Origin of the sequence: Streptomyces sp. NPDC102360 (assembly GCF_044766085.1) — a bacterium.
GTDB lineage: Bacteria > Actinomycetota > Actinomycetes > Streptomycetales > Streptomycetaceae > Streptomyces.
Genome location: NZ_JBIWLG010000005.1, coordinates 200,759 through 219,073 on the forward strand (window position 1 = coordinate 200,759; position 18,315 = coordinate 219,073).

General features: G+C 70.4%; 19 protein-coding genes. 6 read left to right on the forward strand and 13 right to left on the reverse strand.

The genetic code is table 11. The annotated features are described in order from the left end of the window. Positions 1-3: 3 nt before the first annotated feature. On the reverse strand, positions 4-1,977 hold the full coding sequence (cobT, locus tag ACIRHA_RS21815) for a nicotinate-nucleotide--dimethylbenzimidazole phosphoribosyltransferase (RefSeq protein ID WP_403848112.1): 1,974 nt from the start codon (positions 1,975-1,977) through the stop codon (positions 4-6). Here cobT and ACIRHA_RS21820 point away from each other — a divergent pair. Together ACIRHA_RS21820 and ACIRHA_RS21825 are read left to right on the forward strand one after the other, a co-directional pair. Further along, positions 1,948-2,604 carry a hypothetical protein gene (locus ACIRHA_RS21820; RefSeq protein ID WP_403848115.1) on the forward strand — a complete coding sequence of 219 codons (657 nt, stop codon included), beginning with the start codon at positions 1,948-1,950 and terminating at the stop codon, positions 2,602-2,604. The genes cobT and ACIRHA_RS21820 overlap by 30 nt on opposite strands. A gap of 66 nt (positions 2,605-2,670) precedes the next feature. After that, positions 2,671-4,236 (forward strand): hypothetical protein, encoded by a 1,566-nt coding sequence (locus ACIRHA_RS21825; protein ID WP_403848117.1) that lies wholly within the window; start codon positions 2,671-2,673, stop codon positions 4,234-4,236. 350 nt (positions 4,237-4,586) lie between these two features. On the opposite strand, the gene cbiE is transcribed toward ACIRHA_RS21825, so the two are convergent. From cbiE to ACIRHA_RS21860, 7 genes are all read right to left on the reverse strand, one after another. Continuing rightward, positions 4,587-5,801, reverse strand: a complete 1,215-nt coding sequence (gene cbiE / locus ACIRHA_RS21830) for a precorrin-6y C5,15-methyltransferase (decarboxylating) subunit CbiE (protein ID WP_403848120.1) — start codon at positions 5,799-5,801, stop codon at positions 4,587-4,589. 121 nt (positions 5,802-5,922) lie between these two features. Beyond that, a complete protein-coding gene (locus ACIRHA_RS21835; protein WP_403848123.1) occupies positions 5,923-6,561 on the reverse strand; it encodes a GNAT family N-acetyltransferase in 639 nt (212 codons plus the stop codon). A gap of 178 nt (positions 6,562-6,739) precedes the next feature. Beyond that, a complete protein-coding gene (locus tag ACIRHA_RS21840; RefSeq protein ID WP_403848126.1) occupies positions 6,740-7,558 on the reverse strand; it encodes a MetQ/NlpA family ABC transporter substrate-binding protein in 819 nt (272 codons plus the stop codon). After that, entirely contained in the window at positions 7,558-8,388 is an 831-nt protein-coding gene (locus ACIRHA_RS21845) for a MetQ/NlpA family ABC transporter substrate-binding protein (protein ID WP_403848129.1), read from the reverse strand. The genes ACIRHA_RS21840 and ACIRHA_RS21845 overlap by 1 nt, the downstream gene beginning before the upstream one ends. Positions 8,389-8,444: 56 nt before the next feature. Further along, complete coding sequence (locus tag ACIRHA_RS21850; RefSeq protein WP_403848131.1) at positions 8,445-9,176, reverse strand: methionine ABC transporter permease; 732 nt, start codon at positions 9,174-9,176, stop codon at positions 8,445-8,447. Then, positions 9,173-10,213: a methionine ABC transporter ATP-binding protein gene (locus ACIRHA_RS21855; protein ID WP_403848133.1), complete on the reverse strand. Its 1,041-nt coding sequence runs from the start codon at positions 10,211-10,213 to the stop codon at positions 9,173-9,175. Before ACIRHA_RS21855 ends, ACIRHA_RS21850 begins: the two co-directional genes overlap by 4 nt. A 416-nt stretch (positions 10,214-10,629) precedes the next feature. Continuing rightward, positions 10,630-11,280, reverse strand: coding sequence for an HAD-IA family hydrolase (locus ACIRHA_RS21860; RefSeq protein WP_403848136.1), 651 nt, complete (start codon positions 11,278-11,280; stop codon positions 10,630-10,632). A 71-nt stretch (positions 11,281-11,351) separates the two neighbouring features. On the opposite strand from ACIRHA_RS21860, the gene ACIRHA_RS21865 reads away from it, so the two are divergent. Both ACIRHA_RS21865 and ACIRHA_RS21870 read left to right on the forward strand, forming a co-directional pair. After that, a complete protein-coding gene (locus tag ACIRHA_RS21865; RefSeq protein ID WP_403848138.1) occupies positions 11,352-11,711 on the forward strand; it encodes a hypothetical protein in 360 nt (119 codons plus the stop codon). Beyond that, the gene (locus ACIRHA_RS21870; RefSeq protein ID WP_403848141.1) at positions 11,692-12,153 is read left to right on the forward strand and encodes a hypothetical protein; all 462 of its coding nucleotides are present in this window, start codon (positions 11,692-11,694) and stop codon (positions 12,151-12,153) included. Before ACIRHA_RS21865 ends, ACIRHA_RS21870 begins: the two co-directional genes overlap by 20 nt. A 3-nt stretch (positions 12,154-12,156) precedes the next feature. Here the strand turns inward: ACIRHA_RS21870 and ACIRHA_RS21875 are convergent, their stop codons facing one another. The 3 genes from ACIRHA_RS21875 to ACIRHA_RS21885 form a co-directional block, all read right to left on the reverse strand. After that, entirely contained in the window at positions 12,157-12,675 is a 519-nt protein-coding gene (locus ACIRHA_RS21875; RefSeq protein ID WP_403848144.1) for a GNAT family N-acetyltransferase, read from the reverse strand. A gap of 39 nt (positions 12,676-12,714) precedes the next feature. Then, positions 12,715-13,233, reverse strand: a complete 519-nt coding sequence (locus ACIRHA_RS21880) for an RNA polymerase sigma factor (RefSeq protein WP_403848147.1) — start codon at positions 13,231-13,233, stop codon at positions 12,715-12,717. 73 nt (positions 13,234-13,306) lie between these two features. Next, entirely contained in the window at positions 13,307-14,518 is a 1,212-nt protein-coding gene (locus tag ACIRHA_RS21885; protein WP_403848149.1) for a glycerophosphodiester phosphodiesterase, read from the reverse strand. Between the two features lie 273 nt (positions 14,519-14,791). Between ACIRHA_RS21885 and ACIRHA_RS21890 the strand changes: the two genes are divergently transcribed. Then, positions 14,792-15,481, forward strand: a complete 690-nt coding sequence (locus tag ACIRHA_RS21890; RefSeq protein WP_327664252.1) for a lysophospholipid acyltransferase family protein — start codon at positions 14,792-14,794, stop codon at positions 15,479-15,481. A 335-nt stretch (positions 15,482-15,816) separates the two neighbouring features. Here the strand turns inward: ACIRHA_RS21890 and ACIRHA_RS21895 are convergent, their stop codons facing one another. Both ACIRHA_RS21895 and ACIRHA_RS21900 read right to left on the reverse strand, forming a co-directional pair. Then, complete coding sequence (locus ACIRHA_RS21895) at positions 15,817-17,349, reverse strand: MFS transporter (protein WP_403848151.1); 1,533 nt, start codon at positions 17,347-17,349, stop codon at positions 15,817-15,819. Continuing rightward, a complete protein-coding gene (locus ACIRHA_RS21900; RefSeq protein ID WP_403848154.1) occupies positions 17,346-17,897 on the reverse strand; it encodes a TetR/AcrR family transcriptional regulator in 552 nt (183 codons plus the stop codon). The genes ACIRHA_RS21895 and ACIRHA_RS21900 overlap by 4 nt, the downstream gene beginning before the upstream one ends. A 121-nt stretch (positions 17,898-18,018) precedes the next feature. On the opposite strand from ACIRHA_RS21900, the gene ACIRHA_RS21905 reads away from it, so the two are divergent. Continuing rightward, entirely contained in the window at positions 18,019-18,288 is a 270-nt protein-coding gene (locus ACIRHA_RS21905; protein ID WP_403848157.1) for a hypothetical protein, read from the forward strand. Positions 18,289-18,315 lie beyond the last annotated feature (27 nt).

The following is an 18,315-nucleotide window of genomic DNA, read 5'->3' on the forward strand; positions in this document are numbered from 1 at the left end:
GGGTTACTTCTCTGTGACGCCGGCGGAGTCGAACGTGGCCACCTCGTGCATCGCGCGAGCCGCGCTCTGCACGATCGGGAGGGCCAGGAGGGCTCCGGTGCCCTCGCCGAGGCGGAGGTCGAGGTCGACGAGCGGGCGCAGGCCCAGCTTGTTCAGGGCCGCCACGTGGCCGGGCTCGGCGCTGCGGTGGCCCGCGATGCAGGCGGCGAGCACCTCGGGCGCGATGGCGCGGGCGACCAGGGCGGCCGCGCCGGCGCTGACGCCGTCCAGGATGACCGGGGTGCGCAGCGAGGCGCCGCCGAGGAGGAGGCCCACCATCGCCGCGTGCTCCAGGCCGCCGACCGCCGAGAGGACGCCGATCGGGTCGGCCGGGTCGGGCTTGTGCACGTCGAGGGCGCGGCGCACGACCTCGACCTTGCGGGCGTGCGTCTCGTCGTTGATGCCCGTGCCACGGCCGGTCACCTCGGCGGGGTCGACCTCGGTGTAGACGGAGATCAGGGCGGCGGACGCGGTGGTGTTCGCGATGCCCATCTCGCCGGTCAGCAGCGCCTTGTTGCCCGCCGCCACGAGGTCGCGGGCCGTCTCGATGCCGACCTCGATGGCCTCCTTGACCTCTTCGCGGGTCAGGGCGGGGCCCGTCGTCATGTCGGCGGTGCCGGCGCGGACCTTGCGGGGCAACAGGCCGGGAGTGGCCGGGAGTTCGCCTGCCACGCCGACGTCGATGACGCAGACCTCGGCGCCGACCTGGTTCGCGAACGCGTTGCAGACCGCGCCGCCGCCGAGGAAGTTCGCCACCATCTGGCCGGTGACCTCCTGCGGCCAGGGGGTGACGCCCTGGGCGTGCACACCGTGGTCACCAGCGAAGATCGCGACGGCCGCGGGCTCCGGGATCGGCGGCGGGCACACGCGGGACAGGCCGGACAGCTGGGCGGAGATGATCTCCAGCATGCCGAGCGCGCCCGGGGGCTTCGTCATCCGCTTCTGCCGCTCCCACGCCTCGCCGAGCGCCTTGGCGTCCAGCGGGCGGATGTTGGAGACGGTCTCCGCGAGCAGGTCGTGCGGGTCCTCGCCGGGCAGGGCGCGGCGGCCGTACGTCTCCTCGTGCACGACCCACGACAGCGGGCGGCGCTTGGACCAGCCGGCCTGCATCAGTTCCGGCTCCGCCGGGAACTCGTCGACGTAGCCGACGCAGAGGTAGGCCACGACCTCGAGGTGCTCGGGCAGGCCGAGGGAGCGGACCATCTCACGCTCGTCGAAGAAGCTGACCCAGCCGACGCCGAGGCCCTCGGCGCGGGCCGCGAGCCAGAGGTTTTCGACGGCGAGCGCGGAGGAGTACGGGGCCATCTGCGGCTGCGTGTGCCGGCCGAGGGTGTGGCGGCCGCCGCGGGTGGGGTCGGCGGTGACGACGATGTTCACCGGGGTGTCGAGGATGGCCTCGATCTTCAGTTCCTTGAACTGCTTCGCGCGGCCCTTGGGCAGGGACTTCGCGTACGCGTCCTTCTGGCGCACGGCCAGTTCGTGCATCGCGCGGCGGGTGTCCGCCGAGCGGATCACGACGAAGTCCCAGGGCTGCGAGTGGCCCACGGACGGCGCCGTGTGGGCCGCCTCCAGGACGCGGAGCAGCACCTCGTGAGGGATCGGGTCGTTGCGGAAGCCGTTGCGGATGTCGCGGCGCTCGCGCATCACGCGCAGCACGGCCTCGCGCTCGGCGTCGTCGTAGGCGGGAGCGGCGGGGTGCGCCTCGGTGCTCTCGGGCTCCGCCGTCAGGTGTTCGGGCTCGCCCGTCAGCTCCGCGGGCGCGACGGTCTGCTCCGCGGGGTCCTCGGTGTCGGCGGCCTCGGGCAGCGGGAGCGCGCCGGAGTCGCCTTCACGCGGGGCGGGAACGCTCGCGGTCCCCTGCGGCGGGATCTCGGCGGACTCGGGGCTCTGGGAGCCCCACTCCGTGACGTGCTCGGGGGCGACTGCCTCGTCGCCCACGGGCGCCTGCTCGGCGGACTGCTGATTGACCATGGCGTGCGGGTCCTGCGGGTCGGTGACGGCGTGGGGGCCGGTAACGGCGTGGGGATCGGCGACGAATGGGGCGCCGACGGCGGCTTGGTCGTCACTGGTGACGGCCTGCTGGTCACCGGTGACGACGGCTTGCCGGTCGTGGGCAGCCTGCTGGTCGGGCAGGGTTTGGCGGTCGGCCGCCACAGCCTGGTGGCCGGCCGCGGCCTCGTGGCCGGGCGAGACCTGCTGGTCACCGACGGCCTGCTGTGCGGCAGCGGCCTGCGGGTCGATCACGTTTGTGTGATCGCCTACGGCTTCTTGGTCGGCCGAGACCTGCCGGCCGCGAACGGCCTGCCGTCCGGGAGCGGCTTGCTCGGCGGGCTGCGGTTCGGCCATACCGTGCGGGCCCTGCGAGTCTGCCCCGACGTGATGGGCGCCTGCTGCTTCCTGGTCGGCGGCGACCTGCTGGCCGACCACACCTTGCGGGTCACCTGCGACTTGCTGTCCGGCGGCGACCTGTGGATCGACCACACCTTGAGCGTCGTCAGCCACTTGCCGGCCGGGAGCGGCCTGCGGGGCGGCCGCGACGTGGTGGTCGCCGCCTGCGACCTGTGAGTCGGCCACACCCTGCGCACCGCCAACAACCTGCTGGCCTGCAGCGGCCTGCGGGCCGCCCGCGACGTGGTGGTCGCCTGCTGCTTCCTGGTCGGCGGCGACCTGCTGGCCGGCCGCACCCTGCGGGTCACCTACGACTTGCTGTCCGGCAGCGGCCAGCGAGTCGGCCACACCTTGCGCACCGCCAACAACCTGCGGGGCGGACACGACATGGTGGTCGCCTGCGGCCTGCTGACCGTCAGCGGCCTGCGGGTCGACCACACCCTGCGCACCGCCAACAGCCTGCTGACCCGCACCGGCCAGCGAGTCGGCCACACCTTGCGCACCGCCAACAACCTGCGGGGCGGCCGCGACGTAGTGGTCGCCTGCGGCCTGCTGACCGTCGGCGGCCTGTGGATCGGCCACACCTTGCGCGTCGTCAGCGGCTTGCCGGCCGGGAGCGGACTGTGGGGCGGCCACGTCCCGCTGGTCCGCAGCATCCTGCTGGTCGACCGCGCTCGGCGTGCCGGGCAGGGGCTGCTCGGCGGCAGCGCCCTGCCGGCCGACGCCGCTCTGCTCGTCGGCGCCCGCCTGCTGATCAGCCGTGTGCTGCGCACCGTCCTGACCGGTGCCGACCTGCCGGTCGGCGGCGGCGCTCTGTCCGGCGGTCGCAACCTCGTGCTCGGCAGCGATCTGCTCACCGTTGCCGGGCTCCTGCGTGTGGGCGGCCTGCTGCTCGGTCGCGCTCTGCTGATCGCCGCCGGCCTGCTGCTCGGTCGCGCTCTGCTGATCGCCGCCGGCCTGCTGTGCCGCAGCGCCCTGCGGCCCCACGGCACCCAGCTGATCGGCGGCTTCCTGCTGACCGGCTCCCGCCGACTCCGCGGCAGCGGCTGCGTACTGCTCCTCCGGGAGCGGTGGGACGACCATCGCCCGGGGCGGGGTCGGTGCCAGATGCGGGGTCGTGGGGACGATGCCGTCCACCGGGACGAACTGGCCGAGTGTCTGGTTCGCGGCGGGCTGCTGGGCGTAGGCGTGCGCCGCGTAGTCCGACTGCTGCGGGTGGTCGTGGCCGTGGTCACCCTGGCCCTGCCCGTGCGCGGCGTACGCGCCGACCTGGGCGAACTCCTGGGCGTGCGCGGGCGTTTCCGGCTGCGCGTACTGCGGAGCGACCGTTTCTGCGGGAGCCGACGGCTGCGGCGCCTGGGCCGGCTGCCACGGGGCGGCGCCCTGCGGCGGGATGTCCAGGTACTCCGGTCCCGTGGTGGGCGGGCCCGACTGGCGAGCGGGCATCGGGTTCTGCTGGGCGGGGCCGCGGTCGGCGAGCGAGCGGACGAGGCTGCCGTTGGTGTCGGGGACGGCAGGACCCATGTGCAGCGGACGACGGGGCTGGGCCTGGGCCTGGGCGTACTGCTGGCCCTGCCCCTGGCTGTGGCTCTGGTCCGCGGGCTGTGCCTGCGGCTGGCCCCAGGCGCCCTGCGAACCGGGCATCAGGAGGATCTCGTCGTCCTCGGCCGTGGCGTCGGCGGGATCGAGGTAGGTGTACGCGCCGGGTGCGGGAACGCCCGGCGGCTCCGCCGTGCCTGCGTCCTCCGGCAGCCCTTCGCCCGGAACCTGACCGGTGTCGGTCATGCCTACCCCTCGCCCATCGAATGAGAACTTCCTGGCCGCCCCCGGACGTGCGCCGGAACTACGAGCAGCTTCACGATTCACTGTTTCGCTGTCCGGGGCGACGCGTCGACCGCCCGTCAACAAGAACGAGCGTGCGCGCCGCGCGGCACGAACCGCTCCGGACAACAGGCATTGTCCCGGTCGGACCGCGGCCACGGAACGTAGTTCGACCATGGCCTTCTGTGGACTGCGCCACGTTGCGCGCCCTCCGGTCGCTGCCGTACCACACGCACCTCAAAAGTGGGGCGTTTTCGGGACATTGGCATACGAAGAACCCAACATCCCGGTGCGGTACAACGATCGGCCAGCCTACCGCGCGCGGCGCGCCGACAGGGTCACGGGTGGCGGACGGGCAGCCGCCCGGAGAGGAGGAACCCCACGGTCCGCTCCTTCTCCGTCCAGGCGCGAGTGTCCAGTTCGACGGATTGCAGGAGGGCGCACTCGACCTCGTATCCGTGCTCCGTCAGGTCCCTGCCGATGAGTTCGGCGTCGTCGCGTGTCGCGGCGTGCGTGACGATGCGGGCGGGACGCCGGTCGGCGACGGCCGAGACGACCGCCGCTCCCCCGCCCCCGACGCGGACGACGTCGGGCTCCGGGAGGTCTTCGAGAGCGTACGGGGCGGTGCCGTTCACGATCTGGACCTGGACCCCGAAGCGGCGGGCGACGGCGAGGGTGCGCGCGCAGGCGTCGGCGTTCCGGTCGACGGCGATCACAGCGGCACCGAACCGCCCGGCCTCCACGGTGAACGCTCCGCTGCGGCAGCCGATGTCCCACACCAGGTCGCCCGCGCGCGGCCCGAGGCGGGCGAGTTGGGCGGAGCGCAGTTGTTCGGTCTCGCCCTCGCCGAAGGGGCCCGCGTACTCCCCCGCCGGCAGCGCCCAGCCGCGCGGGCCCGCGTCGGGGTCGCCGCCTGCCAGCCAGTTGCCGCTCGAAGGGGCGCCGGTGACGGGCCCCCCGATGACGATGACGACATTGGGGTCGCGCCACGCGTGGTCGGCGGCCTTGTCGGAGGTGACGACGGTGACCTGTTCGCGGTCGGTGCCGAGTTCCTCGCAGATGACGAAGGTGCGGTGGACGCCTTCCAGGAGCAGGCCGAGTTCGGCGGGTCCTGCGCCCGGCGAGGTAAGGACGGCGACCTTGGTGTGGGCGCGGCACACATTCACCGCGCGTCGCAGGGTGCGGCGGTGTGCGACGACCACCTGTGCGTCGTCCCATGGCATGCCCGCGCGGGCGAACGCCTGGGCGACCGAGGACACGGCGGGTACGACCTCGACCTCGAGGCCGTACTCGGGCGCGCGCAAGGTGCGTACGACGCCGAAGAAGCCGGGGTCGCCGTCCGCGAGCACGACGGCCGTGCCGCGGTGGCCCGCGATGCGGCGGGCGGCGAGGGCCACGCTGCCGAGCCGGACGCGCTCAGCGCGCTCGGGCACCTCGGGCAGCGCCAGGTGGTGTCCGGCGCCCGCCACGAGCGTGGCCGCGCCGAGTGCCGAGCGGGCCGCGTCCGTCAGCGGCGAACCGTCCCAGCCGATCACCGTGACCCGGTCGGCCATCGTCGTCAGTCTCCAGGGTGTGCTCGGGTGCGTACGTGCCCATGCGGCACGGAGGTCGGGGGTGCCACCGGGGCCGGGGCACCGTGAGCGTACCCGCCCGGCCCTTCGACCGCCCGTGAGGTCAGTTCCAGTCCGAGAGGGCCGTGAAACCCCCGGCCTCCGCCAGTTGCTCGGTGACACCCTCCAGGTCCTCGGGCAGCAGGCTCCACACGATGAAGTCCGTGCGGGCCTCGGCGAGGCCGCCGTCCTCGGTGCGCGTACGCGCTATGCACGCGTTGCGCAGCACGCCCTCGCTGATGCAGCCGATCTTCTGGGCGACCTGCTGGGCGGCGGTGTTGTCGGCGGCGGTGCGCAGCTCGATGCGCTCCAGGCGCTGGTCGCGGAAGAGCCACTGGGCCGTGGCGAGCGCGGCCTCGGACGCGTAGCCCTCGCCGCGCGCCCAGGGGGCGACGATGTACGAGAGCTCGGTGGACCGCACGTGCCAGTCGGTCTCGGTGAGGCGGATGGTGCCGACGAGCCGCTGGGTGAGGAACTCGGTGACGGCGAGGTCGAGTCCGGCGCCGCTCGCCCGGCGCCTCGGCACGCCCTCGGCGATCCAGCGGCGGGCACCCTCCTCCGTGAACGGCTGCGGCACCGACGTCCAGGCGGTGACCAGCTCGTCGTTCATCATCTCCGCGAGCGCGGGTACGTCGTCCTCGTCGAGCGGACGCAGCACCAAGCGCTCCGTGCTGATGGAGATCTCGGGGAAGGTGTTCGTCATGCGCCGCTCCGTAACCTTCGTTGGCCTTCTACCTTCGCGTCGGGCCTCGTCCTGTGTTTTTTCGGGGGGTACCCCCGAACCCCCGCGCCCAGCATGCAGCATGAAGGCACGTAACTGCACATGGGGGCCGCCCCTGTTGCCAGGAACGGCCCCCGTGTACGGGCGGTGAACGGGCTCCTCAGACGGGGAGCACCGAACCCTTGTACTTGGTCTCGATGAACTTCCTGACCTCGGGTGAAGTCAGCAGCTCCGCCAGCTTCTTGACCCGCGGGTCGTCCTCTTCGCCCTTCTTGACGGCGAGGATGTTGTTGTACGGGTTGTCCTTGACGGACTCCAGAAGGATGGCGTCCTTCTTGGGGTTCAGTCCCGCGTCCATCGCGAAGTTGTTGTTGACGGCGGCCACGTCGACGTCGTCCAACGAGCGCGGCAGCTGGGCCGCTTCGAGCTCCTTGAACTTCAGCCCCTTGGGGTTCTTCGCGACGTCCTTGGGAGTCGCGTTCAGACCGGCGCCCTTCTTGAGCCCGATCACACCCTGGGAGGCGAGGAGTTCGAGCGCCCTGCCTTCGTTGGTGATGTCGTTCGGCAGCGCGACGGTCGCCCCGTCGCGCAGCTCGCGCACGTCCTTCGTCTTCTTGGAGTAGAAGCCGAGCGGCGGCAGATAGACCTGGGTGACCGGCGCGAGCGTCGTGCCCTTGGACTTGTTGAAGTCCTTCAGGTACGGCGTGTGCTGGAACAGGTTGGCGTCGAGGTCGCCCTGCTGGAGCGCGGTGTTCGGCAGGACGTAGTCCGTGAACTCCTTGATCTCCAGGTCGAGTCCGGCCTTCTCGGCCAGGTTCTTCTGTACGTACGTGAGGACTTCGCCGGCCGGGGTCGGGGTGGCCCCGACGACCAGCTTCTCGCTCGCGTCCGCCTTGTCGCTGCCGCAGGCCGTGAGGCCGAGGACGAGTGCCCCGGCGATCACGGCGGCGGGAATCGTGGACTTCAAGGGAGTACGCATCAGAAGGAGGGGAGCACCGAGCCCTTGTACTTGGTCTCGATGAACTTCTTCACCTCGGGCGAGGTCAGGAGCTTCGCGAGCTTCTTGATGCGCGGGTCGTCCTGGTTGCCGTCCTTGATGGCGAGCACGTTGTTGTACTCGTTGTTCTTCGTGGACTCCAGGGCGAGGGCGTCCTTGGCGGGGTTGAGATCCGCACCGATGGCGTAGTTGCCGTTGATCACCGCGGCGTCGACGTCCTTGAGGGAGCGCGGGGTCTGCGCCGCCTCGACCTCCTTGAACTGGAGGTCCTTCGGGTTCTTCGCGATGTCCTGCGGCGTCGCGGCGGACTCCGAGCCCTTCTTGAGGGTGATCAGGTCGTTGGCGGCGAGGAAGCGCAGGGCGCGGCTCTCGTTGTCGGCGTCGTTCGGAAGGGCGACGGTGCCGCCCTTCTTGAGGCCGTCGAGCTTCTTGGCCTTCTGCGAGTAGAGGCCGAGCGGCTCCAGGTGGACGGTGGCGACCGACTTGAGGTGCGTGCCGTTCTTCTTGTTGAAGTCTTCCAGGTAGGGCGTCGTCTGGAAGTAGTTGGCGTCGACCGAACCGTCCTCGGTGGCGTTGTTCGGCGTGACGTAGTCGGTGAACTCCTTGACCTCGAGCTTGAGGCCTTCCTTCTTCGCCAGGTCCTTCTTGATGAAGTTCAGGATCTCGGCGTGCGGGACGGGAGTCGCGGCGACGACCAACGGGTCGGAGGCCTTGGCCTTGGTGTCGGCCTTGTCGGAGCCGCAGGCCGTCAGGCCCAGGGTGAGGGCGCCGGTGGCGAGGACAGCTGCGGTGATCTTGGTGGTGTTACGCACGAAAAGTGCCTTTCCATCAGTGGTGCAACCCGCCTGTAGGACGGGGAGAACGGGATTCAGCCGGACTTGGTGGCGGTGACAGCCGTACGGCCGGCGAACAGGTTGAAGCGGATCGGGTCGCCGCCCTTGCCCGCGCGGCGGTGCAGCACCCGGGCGCCGCTGTCGCCCGCGAACTGGATGAGCGAGATGACGACGGCGAGGATGGCCACCGTGATCCACATGAGGTTGGCCTCGAAGCGCTGGTAGCCGTAGCGGATCGCGATGTCGCCGAGGCCGCCCGCGCCGACCGTGCCGGCCATGGCGGAGTAGCCGATGAGCGCGACGATCGTCGTGGTGGTCGCCGAGATCAGCGAGGGCAGCGACTCCGGCACGAGGACCTTGCGTACGACGGTCCAGGTGTTGCCGCCCATCGACTGGACGGCCTCGATCAGACCGCCGTCGACCTCGCGCACGGACGTCTCGACGAGCCGCGCGAAGAACGGGATGGCGCCGATGGCGAGCGGCACGATGGCGGCCTCGCGGCCGATGGTGGTGCCGACGATCGCGCGCGTGAAGCCCATGAGGGCGACCATCAGGATGATGAAGGGCATCGAGCGGACGATGTTCACGACCTGCCCGATGACCTTGTTCACGAACGCGTTCTGCAGCAGTCCGCCGCGGTCCGTGAGCACGAGCAGGACGCCGAGCGGCAGTCCTCCGACGACCGCGATCAGCGTGGACCAGCCGACCATGTAGAAGGTGTCCCAACACGCCTGGGACAGCAGCGGCTGCATCTCCGACCAGGTCACTTGGTGACACCTTCCTTCAGCAGAGCGGCGGGCGCGGTGCCCTGGACGTCGACCTGGAGGCCCTGTTCGCGCAGGAAGCCGATCGGTACGACGTTGTCGTCGTAGCGGCCGGGCAGTTCGATGCGCATGCGGCCGACCTGCTTGCCCGCGACGGTGTCCATCGCGGCGCCGAGGATCGAGATGTCGACGTTGTAGGTGCGGGAGAGCTGCGAGATGACCGGCTGGGTCGTCGACTCCCCGTGGAAGGTGACGTCGATGACGGTGCGGTCGTCACCGGAGGCCTCGCCGCTGACCGGGAAGAGCGCGGAGGCGAGCTCGGAGCCGGGCGTCGCGAGGAGCTCGCTGACGGTGCCGGACTCGACGATCTGCCCGCGCTCCATGAGGGCGGCGGAGTCGCAGACGGTCTTGACGACGTCCATCTCGTGCGTGATGAGCAGCACGGTGAGGCCGAGCTGCCGGTTGAGGTCGCGCAGGAGCTGGAGGATCGAGCGGGTGGTCTCCGGGTCGAGGGCGGACGTCGCCTCGTCGGAGAGCAGCACCTTCGGGTCGCCGGCGAGCGCGCGGGCGATGCCGACGCGCTGCTTCTGGCCGCCGGAGAGCTGGGCGGGGTAGGACTTGGCCTTGTCGGCGAGGCCGACGAGGTCGAGCAGTTCCAGCGCCTTGGCGGAACGTTCCTTCCCCGACTTGCCGAGGATTTCGAGCGGCAGCTCGATGTTGTCCTGCACGGTGCGCGAGGACAGCAGGTTGAAGTGCTGGAAGACCATGCCGATGCGGCTGCGCGCCTCGCGCAGCTCCTTGCCGGCGCGCGAGCCGCGGCCGACGAGAGCGGTGAGGTCCTGTCCTGCGACGGTCACGGTGCCGGAGGTCGGACGCTCCAGCAGGTTCACGCAGCGGATCAGCGAGGACTTGCCGGCGCCGGACTGGCCGATGACGCCGTACACCTCGCCTTCGCGCACGTGCAGATCGACGCCGTCGAGGGCGGTGACCTCTCGGCCGCGCGAGCGGTAGACCTTGGTGAGGCCCTGGGTGGTGATCACGTGGGTTTCCGTAGCTGTCGAGTGCGCGGCACGGGTGGCGCCGGGCACGGGGCATTCGTTCGGGAACTTGCGAGTTTCCGGGCGCGCGACAGGTCTCACAGAGGCGGACGAACCGGTGCGGAGAAGCTGTGCGCGGGGCGGACCCGGTCACGTAGGCGGATGGTTTCTCCCTGCGGAGTCACTCCCTACGGAACAGGGCGCGCGGGTCTCGCTTCGGGGCGCGAGAACAGGCTTGAGTGGGGCCCTCAGAAGGCGCACATTCGACACATACAAGCAGTACCGGGCGTCATCGTCGCCTCGGTCGCAAGGGTGCGGCTGCTCGTCGTGGTCATGTCGGCAAGTAAAGCAGACGTGAGGACGCGAGAGGCCCCCGCCGTCCGCTATCCGGACAGCAGGGGCCGATCATTCAAGACGGGTCAGAGCCCGGCGGTGATCTCCACGCCCGCGTCCGTGACCTGCACGGACACCGCGGACAGGTCCTTCACCACGACGTCCGCGGAGAGCTCGTCCGCCTCGTGCGTTGTGGTCAACGCCACGGTCTTCATCCCGCCCACGCGGCCCGCGGTGAGACCGGCCGGGGCGTCCTCGAAGACGACGCAGCGCTCCGGGTCCACGCCCAGCTTCCCGGCGGCGAGCAGGAACGGCTCGGGGTTGGGCTTGCCGTGCGTGATGTCGTCCGCGGCGATCAGCAGCGGCGTCTTGATCCCGACGGCCGCGAGCCGGGCCTCGGCAAGCCGGCGGGTGGCGGAGGTGACGACGGCCCAGTTCTCGTCGGGGAGCGAGGTGAGCAGGTCGAGGGTGCCGGGCAGGACGTGGGTGCCGCCGTTGGGCACGTCCTCGACCTCCAGCTCCTCGATGCGCCTGACGGCGTCCGCGACCTTGTCGGCGGGCAGCAGGTCGGCGGCGATCTCGGCGGCGGGGCGGCCGTGCAGTTCGACGGCGGCGAAGGCCTCGGCGGTGATCCCGTACTCCTCGGCCCAGCGGGTCCAGCAGCGGTACACCGACTCCATCGACGAGAGCAGGGTTCCGTCGTTGTCGAACAGCAGGGCGTCAGCGGTGATCTTCATGTTTCCCAAGGCTACGGGCCACCCCGGGGGTGCGGTCATCGGGTCTTTTGGCCCGTAATAGGCTCACGGCCATGCTTGATGCCCTGACCCTGGTGACGGGTCTCGCCGCGCTGGCGCTCGCGGCCTGGTGCGGTTACGCCGCGTATCGCGACCAGCCGACCAAGGACTGGCACTTCATCGGGATGGCCGTGGTGTCGGTGCTCGCGCTGGCGCAACTGGTGGTCGGGGTCGTGCAGCTCGCACGGGGCGAGAAGCCGGACCAGGGCACGACGATCTTCGTCGCGTATCTGATCGGGGCGTTCGCCTGCGTTCCGGCGGCGGGCTTCATGTCGCTCGCCGAGCGCACCCGCTGGGGTTCGGTGACGGTCGCCGCGGGCGGCGTGGTGCTGGCCGTGCTCGAGGTGCGGCTCTTTGACATCTGGGGAGGCTGAGGTGGCTGTGACCGCTGCGAAGAAGGAAGCCAAGCGGAGCCGCCTCATCAGCGGGCCCGGAATGCTGCTCGTGTGGCTCTACGGCGTGATGGTCGTGGGAGCCGTGTCGCGCTCCGCGGTGCAGATCTCCACCGAGTTCGACAAGGCGCCGCTGGCGTACTCGCTGTCGGCGGTGGCGGGGCTCGTGTACGCCTTCATCACGTACTCGCTGGTGCGCGGCGGGGAGACGGCGCGCAGGGCCGCGTTCGTGTGCTGCGCCCTGGAGTTGGCGGGCGTGCTGATCGTCGGTACGTGGACGCTGGTGGAGCCGTCCGCGTTCCCGGACGCGACCGTGTGGTCCGACTTCGGGGTGGGCTATCTGTTCATTCCGATCCTGCTGCCGCTGAGCGCGATGTACTGGCTGCGCAAGGGTGTGGCGCAGCGGCAGCAGTCGCGGGACTGACTCTCAGGCGCTCGCCGCGAACGCGTTCGCCGCGGCGCCCTGGCCCTCGGTGTCCTTGGCGAGCGTCACCACGGTGAGCCGCTCGTCGACGCGCTCGGTCGACACGGGTTCGTAGCCGTGCTGGCGGTACAGGCGCAGGTTGTGGTCGCTGCGGTGGCCGGTGAACAGCTGGAAGCGCTTGGCGGTGCCTGCGGCACCCAACCGGCCCTCCACCGCGGTCAGGAGTCGGCCGCCCAGGCCGTGCCGCTGCATGCGCGGGTGGACGATCAGCTTGTTGATGTGCGCTGTGCCGTCGGCGTCGACCGTGCCGCGTACGGACGCCACCACTTCGCCGCCGAGGCGCGCCACGAGCACGGTGCCGCTGTCGAGTTCGGCCCTGATCGAGGTCAGGGACTGTGTGAGCGGTTCGATCGAGTAGTCCCCGTAGAGCTGTGCCTCGCTCTGGTAGCAGAGGTACTGCAGCTTGAGGATCTGCTCGGCATCCGCTTCGGTCGCCGCAGAGATGGTCACGCTCATGCCCATGTGTGCACGCCTCCCGCTCACCTGTTCGCCAGTTGTCCTTCACCCTTTTCCCCGACGGGCCGCGCGCGCAACCTCGGAGGGCAGGATTCTGCGCAGGCAACCCAGACATCTGGAACGTTCCGGCCCAAGGCTGCCCTGTGAGATACCCAACTCACCCGCGATCTCACGGTAAGTGAGGTCGTGCGGGGACAGCAGCGCGCCGATGAGGCGCGGGCAGCGTCCGGGCAACCGGCGCACCGCGCTGCGCAGCGCACGGTCGCGTTCGTCGGCGAGCGCGCGGCGTTCGGGGTCGACGGCTTCCGGGTCGGCGGCGGGCCGCAGCCCGTACGGCAGCTCGCGCAGCGCCGCACTCCGCTGGAGACGGGCCTCGGCGCCGACCGCCTCGCGGAGCCAGGCCGCGGGGTCGTCCGGAGCGCCCCGGGCGGCGAGGTGTTCCAGGAGCCGGACCCAGACGGCCTGTTCGAGGTCGCCCGGGTCACCGGCGGCGCCCGGCAGCTCGGCCCGGACCTCGGCCGCGAGGAGGGCACGCAGGGGCTCGATCACGGTGTCGTACGTCATGTACGGCGGGACGGGGCCGCCCCGGCGGCGGTTGCCGGGGCGGCCGGGTCTCACTCCAACCGGCTTGCGGGGATCACCCGTTGACGAAATCCTCGCGGGCGAGGAGCGCCGTGTCGCAGTTGTCCGAGAAGATGCCGTCGATGCCGGTCTCGTAGTACGCCTTGAAGGCGCCGAACGCGTCGCCGTACGCGTTCGGGTCGGTGCCCTTCTTGAAGTCGGCCGGCAGGAAGGTGTTCTCGTTGCGCATCGTGTAGGGGTGCAGGACGAGACCCGCCTTGTGCGCGTCCCTGACCAGGGTCGTGGGCGCCAGCAGCTTGCCGTTCGCGTCCTTCGGGATGATCAGGTCGAGGGTCGGGCCGATGCCGTTCGCGTACGTCGCGATCTCCGCGAGCCCCTTGGGCGTGATCAGGTCGGCGACGGTGCGCGGGTCGCCGATGTCCACGAAGTCGTACGGACGGGACTTGGCCGTCGACAGGAGCACGGCGAGCGGGTTGGCGACCAGCTTGTTCATGCGCTCGATGCTGGTCGGCTCGAAGGACTGGATGATGACGGGCGAGTTCTTCCGGTGCAGCCCGTGCGCCCGCAGCACCTTGGCGAGGCGCTCCTCCAGGGCGAGGTTCTGCTTGCGGAAGTAGGTGGGGTGCTTGAGCTCCGGGTAGATCCAGACCTCGCGGCCGAGCTTCTTGCTCTGCTCGGCGCGCCAGCGAAGCACCTCCTCGAAGGTGGGGATCTCCCAGCGGCCGTCGTAGAGGGTGTTGTGCTGGCGGGTGCCCGGGATGCGCTCCTTGGCCCGCAGCGTCTTCAGTTCGGCGAGCGTGAAGTCCTCGGTGAACCAGCCGGTGGTGGCCACCCCGTCGAGGCTCTTCGTCGTCTTGCGGCCGGCGAACTCGGGGTGTTCGGACACATTGGTCGTGCCGCCGATTTCCGGTTCGTGACGGCATACGAGATGCCCGTCCTTGGTCGGACAGAGGTCGCCCGCCTCGATGATGTGCGCGCCCATGTCGAGCGCGAGCTGGTACGAGCCGAGGGTGTGCTCCGGCCGGTAGCCACTGGTGCCGCGGTGCGCGATGACCGTGGGCACGGGGAGACCCGCGAGGCCCTTGTTCATGTTATTCGCGCCACTTTCCCTGTCGGCGGCTCTCGCCGTTCCGGCCGCCCCGAGTGCCGTAGCGCTCGCGCCGAGAACCGCGGCGCCGAGCAGTGAGCGCCGGCCGAGCGCCGCCACGGTCCGTGGCGGCTGCGCCCCCTGCGCGGCCTGTGACTTCTCGTTCCCCTTGTTCCCCATGAAGCACTCCTCCCACCAAGTACTGCCTTGCACCTGTCAAAGCGAGACCGATCGTAGGGGTGGGAAAGTGACCAGTGGGAGACCCTGGACGGAACGTCAGGGTGTTGCGGCGTGGCGTCCGCGCGTTGCCCGCGCATCAACGGGGCGCAAACTTCGGTCAACTCCACGTATCCAGTCGGTGAACCCGATGTGCAACGGGTACTCGTCCGCGAGTATCGTCCTCACCTGCACAGACTCCACAGTCCAAACCAGGTACCCATCCCTGCTCATTCCTTGACATCGGAGGGCTCGTTGTCCCGCTTCGCGCTCATCAAGGCAGTGCTCGGTCCGATCATGCGCCTGATGTTCCGCCTGCGTGTGGAAGGCGCTGAGAAGATTCCGGGGAACGGTCCCGTCATTCTGGCGGGCAACCACCTGACGTTCATCGACTCGATGCTGCTGCCGCTCGTCTGTGACCGGCAGGTCTTCTTCATCGGCAAGGACGAGTACGTCACCGGCAAGTCCCTCAAGGGCCGCCTCATGGCGTGGTTCTTCACCGGGGTCGGCATGATCCCGGTCGACCGCGACGGGGCCAACGGCGGTGTGGCCGCGCTGATGACCGGCCGCCGCATCCTGGAGGAGGGCAATATCTTCGGGATCTACCCCGAGGGCACGCGCTCCCCCGACGGACGGCTGTACCGCGGCCGGACCGGTATCGCCCGTCTGACGTTGATGACGGGGGCGCCCGTCGTCCCCTTCGCCATGATCGGCACGGACAAGTTGCAGCCCGGGGGTGCGGGGATTCCGCGGCCGGGCAAGGTGACCGTGCGGTTCGGTGAGCCGATGGAGTTCTCCCGCTATGACGGGATGGGGCGCGACCGGTACGTCCTGCGGGCCGTGACGGACTCGGTCATGACCGAGGTGATGCGGCTCTCCGGTCAGGAGTACGTCGACATGTACGCCTCGAAGGCGAAGGCGGCGTAGCGCTTTTACGGGTGCGTAGGCCCGGCCGACCGAATTCTTTCCGGTCGACCGGGCTTCTTGCTGCTGTGCCGTCCTCCGCTCACGGGGCTCCGCCCCGGACCCCGCTGCTCAATCGCCGCAGGGGCTCTAAATTGGACGGGCCAGCACCCGTCGTTCCTGTTGCGCGGCAGATTGCCAAGGCGACGGCAGCCACCCGCGCCCTCAGGCGGCGGGTGAGCACATCAAGCCCCTGCGGCGATTGAGCAGCGGGGTGCGGGGCGGAGCCCCGATCTTTCAAGCCCCGCCGGCGATTGAGGCGCGGGGGCCGGGGCGGAGCCCCGAGGCCTGAGGACGGGTCACTGTTCCAGGCGTTGGCCGCGGAGGAGGAACCATGCCGCCACCGACGTCGCCAGCAGCACCCCCGCTCCGATGCCCGACGCCAGTTGGAGACCGTCCACGAAGGCCGACTGCGCCCCGGCGAGGAGCGCGTCCCCCTGCGAGGCCGGCAGGCCACTCGCCGCCTCGACCGCCCCGCCGAGCGAATCGTGCGCCGCCACCGCGACATCCTCCGGCGTACCGGCCGGAACCGTGAACCCCGAGTACACGCCGGTCACGATCGACCCGAGCAACGCGATACCGAGCGCCGTACCGAGTTCGTACGCCGTCTCGGACACCGCCGACGCCGCACCCGCCTGCTCCTTGGGCACGCTGGACAGGATCACGTCCGCCGTCACCGTGAACGAGAAGCCCGCGCCGATGCCGACGACGAGCAGCACCACACCCAGCAGCGGATATCCGGTCGACTGGCTCAGCGTCGTGAGCGCGGCGAGGGCCAGGCCCACCGCCGCGAGGCCGCCCGCGACCACGGACCGCACCGAGAAGCGCCGCGCCACCGTACCGGCGACCAGACCCGCCACCACCGCACCGACCGCGGCCGGGAGTTCGGCGAGCCCCGCCTCGAACGGCGCACGCCCCTGTACCAGTTGCAGGAACTGGGAGAGGAAGAAGACCAGGCCCGCCAGGCCCAGAATCGTCAGCAGGTCGGCCAGCACCGCACCCGAGAACCCGCGGTTGCGGAACAGGTGCATGTTCAACAGTGGCGCCTGGAGCGTGAGTTGGCGGCGTACGAACCACACGAGCGCCGCCACGCCGAACACCGCCGACGCGCCGACACCGAGGCCGAAGCCGTGCGCCGCCGCCTCCTTCACCGCGTAGACGACGCCGATCATGCCGACGAGGGACAGCACCACGCTCAGCAGATCCCACGGACCCGGCACCGGGTTCTTCGACTCGGGGATGAGCTTCGCGCCGACGACCACCAGGATCGCCATCACGGGCAGATTGATCAGGAAGACCGAGCCCCACCAGAAGTGCTCGAGCAGGAACCCGCCGACGACAGGACCGACCGCCGCGCCCGCCGAGGCCATGGCACCCCAGATGCCGATGGCCAGCGAACGCTCGCGCGGGTCGTGGAAGATGTTGCGGATCAGGGCCAGCGTGGAGGGCATCAGGGTCGCGCCCGCGACACCCAGCAGGGCGCGCGCCAGGATCATCATCTCGGGCGTCGTCGCGTACGCGTTGAGGACGGAGACCGCGCCGAAGGCGACCGCTCCCACGAGGAGCAGCTTCTTGCGGCCGATGCGGTCACCGAGGCTGCCCATCGAGACGAGCAGTCCGGCGATGACGAACGAGTAGACGTCGCCGATCCAGAGCAGCTGCGTACCGGAGGGCTTCAGGTCCTCGCTGATGTACGGGGTCGCGAGGCCGAGGACGGTCGCGTCGACGGCGACGAGCAGCACGGCCAGCACGAGGACGGAGAGGGCGAGCCACCGCGCGGGGCGGGACGACACCACCTCCGCCGCAGGGGTGCGCTGTGGTGTGCTGGTCATGGTTCCACTCTCCGTAGTGCGCCGCCGAGCAGCAGCTCGACGATCATGAATTGGAAGTCCTTGGCCGCGACGCGGCCGTCCTGTACCGCCCAGGCGCCGCTGCCGATGAGGCCGTAGAGCGCCTCGGTCAGCCAGGCGGGGGTCAGGTCGATCCGGAACTCGCCCGTTTCCTGTCCGTGCCGGAACAGCGCTTCGATGCGGGAGTCCAGGCGAGCCCAGCCCTCGTTCTGCTGCTCGCCCTCGAAGAGCTGGTTCTCCGTGACGAGGAAGGCGAGCAGCGGCGCCGCCGGTTCGAGCTCGCGGATGAGGGCGCGCAGCGCGTCCACGGCCCGGCCCTCGTCGAGCAGGGCCCGGTCGAGTGCCGCTTCGCACTCGGCGATGCCGAGTTCCTCCAGCGCGCGGACCAGCGCGTCCCGGCCTGCGAACTGGCGGTGCAGGGTCGCGCGGCTGATGCCGGCGGCCCGCGCCACCTCGTCCATGGTGGCCGTGGACCTGCGGGTCAGCAGGGCGGCGGCGCTGTGCAACACCTGAGCGCGATCGACTGGCATGAGACGAGGGTACCTCAGGTGACACATCACTGTCTCACGCGAGGCTCGGACGTCTCCAGTGGTCGCCCCCTGCACGCGGTGCTACGACTGTCGGGACGTCCGACTCTCGGGAGGTACCGGCATGGGGTGCTGCATCTTCGCGGCGATGGCCGCCATCGGGCCACGCGTGGCGCTGGTGATCACGTGGCTTTTCACCAACCTTGTGGACCGCGCCTTCAACGGCGTTCTGCTGCCGCTCATCGGCCTGATCTTCCTGCCGTGGACGACCCTCGGCTATGTCCTCGCGTACGCGCCCGTGGTCGGCGTCCGCGGGATCGGCTGGATCGTGATCGTCTTCGGCCTGCTGCTCGACCTGTCGAGCTACGGAGGCGGGGCTCGGGCACGCCGCTGACGCACAGACGGAGAGGCCCGGTTCACC